This window comes from Acinetobacter modestus, assembly GCF_014636095.1.
In the GTDB taxonomy this organism is placed as follows: Bacteria; Pseudomonadota; Gammaproteobacteria; order Pseudomonadales; family Moraxellaceae; genus Acinetobacter; species Acinetobacter modestus.
In genome coordinates this window covers 1-3,509 of the sequence record NZ_BMDV01000020.1, presented here as the reverse complement: position 1 = coordinate 3,509, position 3,509 = coordinate 1, and the positions used below count along the sequence as shown (strand labels likewise).

Here is a 3,509-nt window from a genome sequence, read left to right as displayed (position 1 = left end):
GATGATGAGAACTGCAGCATTGACTTAGATCGCCAGTGCTCAGTACTGGCCATCATGTAGCTTTTATCGCTTTAGCGCCTTAACTTATTTAAGTGGCGTAACTTACATAATTTATGCATCCTATTTAGGTGACCTCAGTTATAGTATTCCGTGTCAGGAATCTGTCCACTTATTCCAATGATGATGAGAACTGCAGCATTGACTTAGATCGCCAGTGCTCAGTACTGGCCATCATGTAGCTTTTATCGCTTTAGCGCCTTAACTTATTTAAGTGGCGTAACTTACATAATTTATGCATCCTATTTAGGTGACCTCAGTTATAGTATTCCGTGTCAGGAATCTGTCCACTTATTCCAATGATGATGAGAACTGCAGCAATAAATTATAAAGGCAGGATAGGTGGTTACTTAACCAGCATAAGTTATGTAACTTATGCTAATTCATATTAAAATCACATGAAAGCAATCTTAATTAAAAACTTAGTATGAGAGGGCGTGGTCTTTTGTTTAAAGTGACAATTAACTAAAGGGTTACTTCTTGTATTTAGGAGCATAACCAACTTCTAACAAATAAGAAAAATACTTTCTAACATTATCGCTATCAAGAAGATCACTTGATATCCTTTCCTGAAAGTCTTCTAGAGTCTCTCCACGATGTGCGAAATCATTACCAAATTTTGGATAGTTAGTAATATCACATAGCTTTTTAGCAAAGAATATACATTGCTTAGCTGTCAATTTATAAGTTGGCTCTAAAGGAGCACTTGTACTCGTTTTATTTTGTTCTTTTTCTTCAAACATGAAATGTAATTCTGAAATATTTCTTCCCTCCTTTTTTTGTATATAAGAAACAGTAATATCCGTAAATTTGTTAATTTGATTTAAAGCTACGGTAAGAACCCTTTTTTTAAAGTCTCCCATCTTTTTATATTCATCTTCTATCAATCCGAGTTTTGATCTAAGCTCATCTATAGAAATATATAACTTACCAGTTGATCTCCAACGTATGAGTAACTCATACAGGCGAATAGCATAAATGCTTGTAAGTGGTGAGATTTGTTTAAGTTCATATCTTGTGAACTTTTCTTCAAGTTTTACAAATAAGGGGATAATATCTGGTGCAAAAATTAGTTGGACGCATCCCTCTTCCTTAACATAACCAACTTTTGAAACCCACCTACTTTTGTATATTCCTATTTTTCCAGTTATAGGATCTACTGCTTTATAATTCAAATGCCGTTCAAAAAGATTATCACATGCAGATTGTAACGCTTCATAAGATGCTTGACGTCCTAAATTAAACTGTTTCATGTATTCAGAAGCATGAATCGTAAGTATAGTATCAGAAGTAAGTTCTTTCTCAATTTCTCGAGCAGCAATGATCGCAATTAATATTAGCCTTTGCTCAGATAGATTTAGTGAATACGATGCTTCAACCAAATTATTATCTTTATATACTATGTTACTCATAGGGAGATATATTAAGGAAAATGTTATAAATAGATATATTGACAATACTACTTAACGTCCACAAATGAAAGTATTTTTAATAAAAGAATTTGTCAACTTATGCACAGAATTTGTCAACTTAGAAACAGGAAAAAGTCAACTTATTGGTAGGAATATGTCAACTCAGAAACAGGAAAAAGTCAACTTATTGGTAGGAATTTGTCAACATATACTTCCTGTATCCCTTTGCTAGTCAAGCTTTGAGCAGAGATATAAATAATAAATTTAAATAAATATATATAAATTCAAAAAGACCATTCTTTTGTGGATAACTTTTTTTTAATTTTTTTTTTCATGATAGTTGATTACTTCATAAATCACCGTTAAATTATACACAAACAAACTTACGTAACTTACATAAATTATGATTATCTTAGTTGGTGGTGAAAAAGGCGGTGCTGGTAAAAGCTGTTTAGCTCAAAATCTTGCAGTTTACTTACAACAAAGTCAAAGAGACGTCCTCTTATTAGATGCTGACCCTCAAGGAACAACAACAGATTGGGTCAAAGAAAGAGATGAAAACGATGAATTAAATAATATTCCATCAGTACAAGCATCAGGGAATATACGTTCAGTTTTAAAAGATTTAGATAAAAGATACCAAGATATTATCATTGATGCAGGTGGACAGGATTCTGAAGCATTACGTTCAGCAATGACTATAGCTACACATATGTTATTGCCGTTTAGACCCAAACGAAGAGATCTAAAAACTTTAGATCATATGGAACAAGTTTTAAAATTAGCAAAGACAGTAAATCCAAATCTGAAAGCTAGAGCAATTATTACTCAGTGTCCAACTCTTCCTTCTCAAGTTCAAAGAATTTTAGATGCAAAAGAGGCATGCAAATCATTTGGTATTGATGCATTGAATTCAATCACAACAAATCGAAATGTTTATGATGATGCAGATGAAAATGGGCTTTCGGTTTTTGAAGTAAATAGTGATCCTAAAGCGAAAGCTGAAATTGAAAGTATTGCAAGAGAGTTTTTAGGAGTATAACTATGGCTGGTTTAACTGGGCTAAACAAAAAACCTGAACCTACTGAACAAGATAAAATGTTAGATGCATTTATATCTGGTGCAGAAAAGAGGGTAAAGGCTTTAGAATCAAGTGAAAAAAAATTTATTCGTTACACTTTTTCTCTCAATGAAGATATTAGTAAACTAATTGATGAGCTGGTTGTAAAAGGGCAAAATGCAAGAATAAATCGTTCAAGTATTGTTCGAGCAGCTATAGAAAATTTATCGACATATAGTGCAGATGAATTAAAAGAAATATTAAATAAATAAATTAAAAATATCCCACTTTTTTAAGGGGGATATTTTTTATCCAAGTTAAATTTACTGTAAGTCCCCGGTGAACCCTATAGATATTTTTAAATTCAGCTCAGGCTCTAGCAGTGTGGTGGTAATTTATCTATTTGAGTTATTTTATATGAAGGCGTCCTTTTCTGCACAGACACGGATCTAGGCTATTCAGCTTGGCTGACTGAATTGATGTCATGATGTTTGATGCACATTGTCAAATTCTTTATCAAGCGAAACTCTGAATCAATGCTTGTAATTGTTTCACTATGATGAGTTTGAGTCCAGTGAAATGTTGCTTGTTTCAACCGTAGAGCTTTGAATACCCAGTCCATCATGTATCAACACTTTCATACAATGACCACGCTTATTCCAAAACAAGATAACCTCAATGTTGCGATTTGACATGGTCAAAGGCTTTTAGGACATGAGAAAGAGCAGTATAAGTAACTGCTCGCATATCCATGGGCTGAGTAGAAAGCCAGATTTCATCAATGTGAATCTTATTGTGAGCACCTTGGGGAATTCTGCCAAAGCGATTGCTCCTGATACCTTCCGTTTCAGCCCAATCGCTATGTTCGCATCAGGCGTCGTTATTGATTATGCCTTATACGGAACTCCAGAATTAGCCCTCGTTGCGAACAACAAAGCAGAAATCCTGCAGTTCCGCGGACGCTGATAAGTAGACAGATT

At 33.9% G+C, this 3,509-nt stretch carries 3 protein-coding genes; 2 read left to right on the top strand and 1 reads right to left on the bottom strand.

Annotation, left to right across the window (positions count from 1 at the left end):
- Nucleotides 1-530: 530 nt before the first annotated feature.
- Nucleotides 531-1,469, bottom strand: a complete 939-nt coding sequence (repM, locus tag IEV17_RS17020) for a replication initiation protein RepM (RefSeq protein ID WP_002046604.1) — start codon at nt 1,467-1,469, stop codon at nt 531-533.
- A 403-nt stretch (nt 1,470-1,872) separates the two neighbouring features.
- Here repM and IEV17_RS17015 point away from each other — a divergent pair, with 403 nt between their 5' ends.
- Entirely contained in the window at nt 1,873-2,511 is a 639-nt protein-coding gene (locus IEV17_RS17015) for an AAA family ATPase (protein ID WP_000585007.1), read from the top strand.
- A 2-nt stretch (nt 2,512-2,513) separates the two neighbouring features.
- A complete protein-coding gene (locus IEV17_RS17010; RefSeq protein WP_000908082.1) occupies nt 2,514-2,801 on the top strand; it encodes a hypothetical protein in 288 nt (95 codons plus the stop codon).
- Nucleotides 2,802-3,509 lie beyond the last annotated feature (708 nt).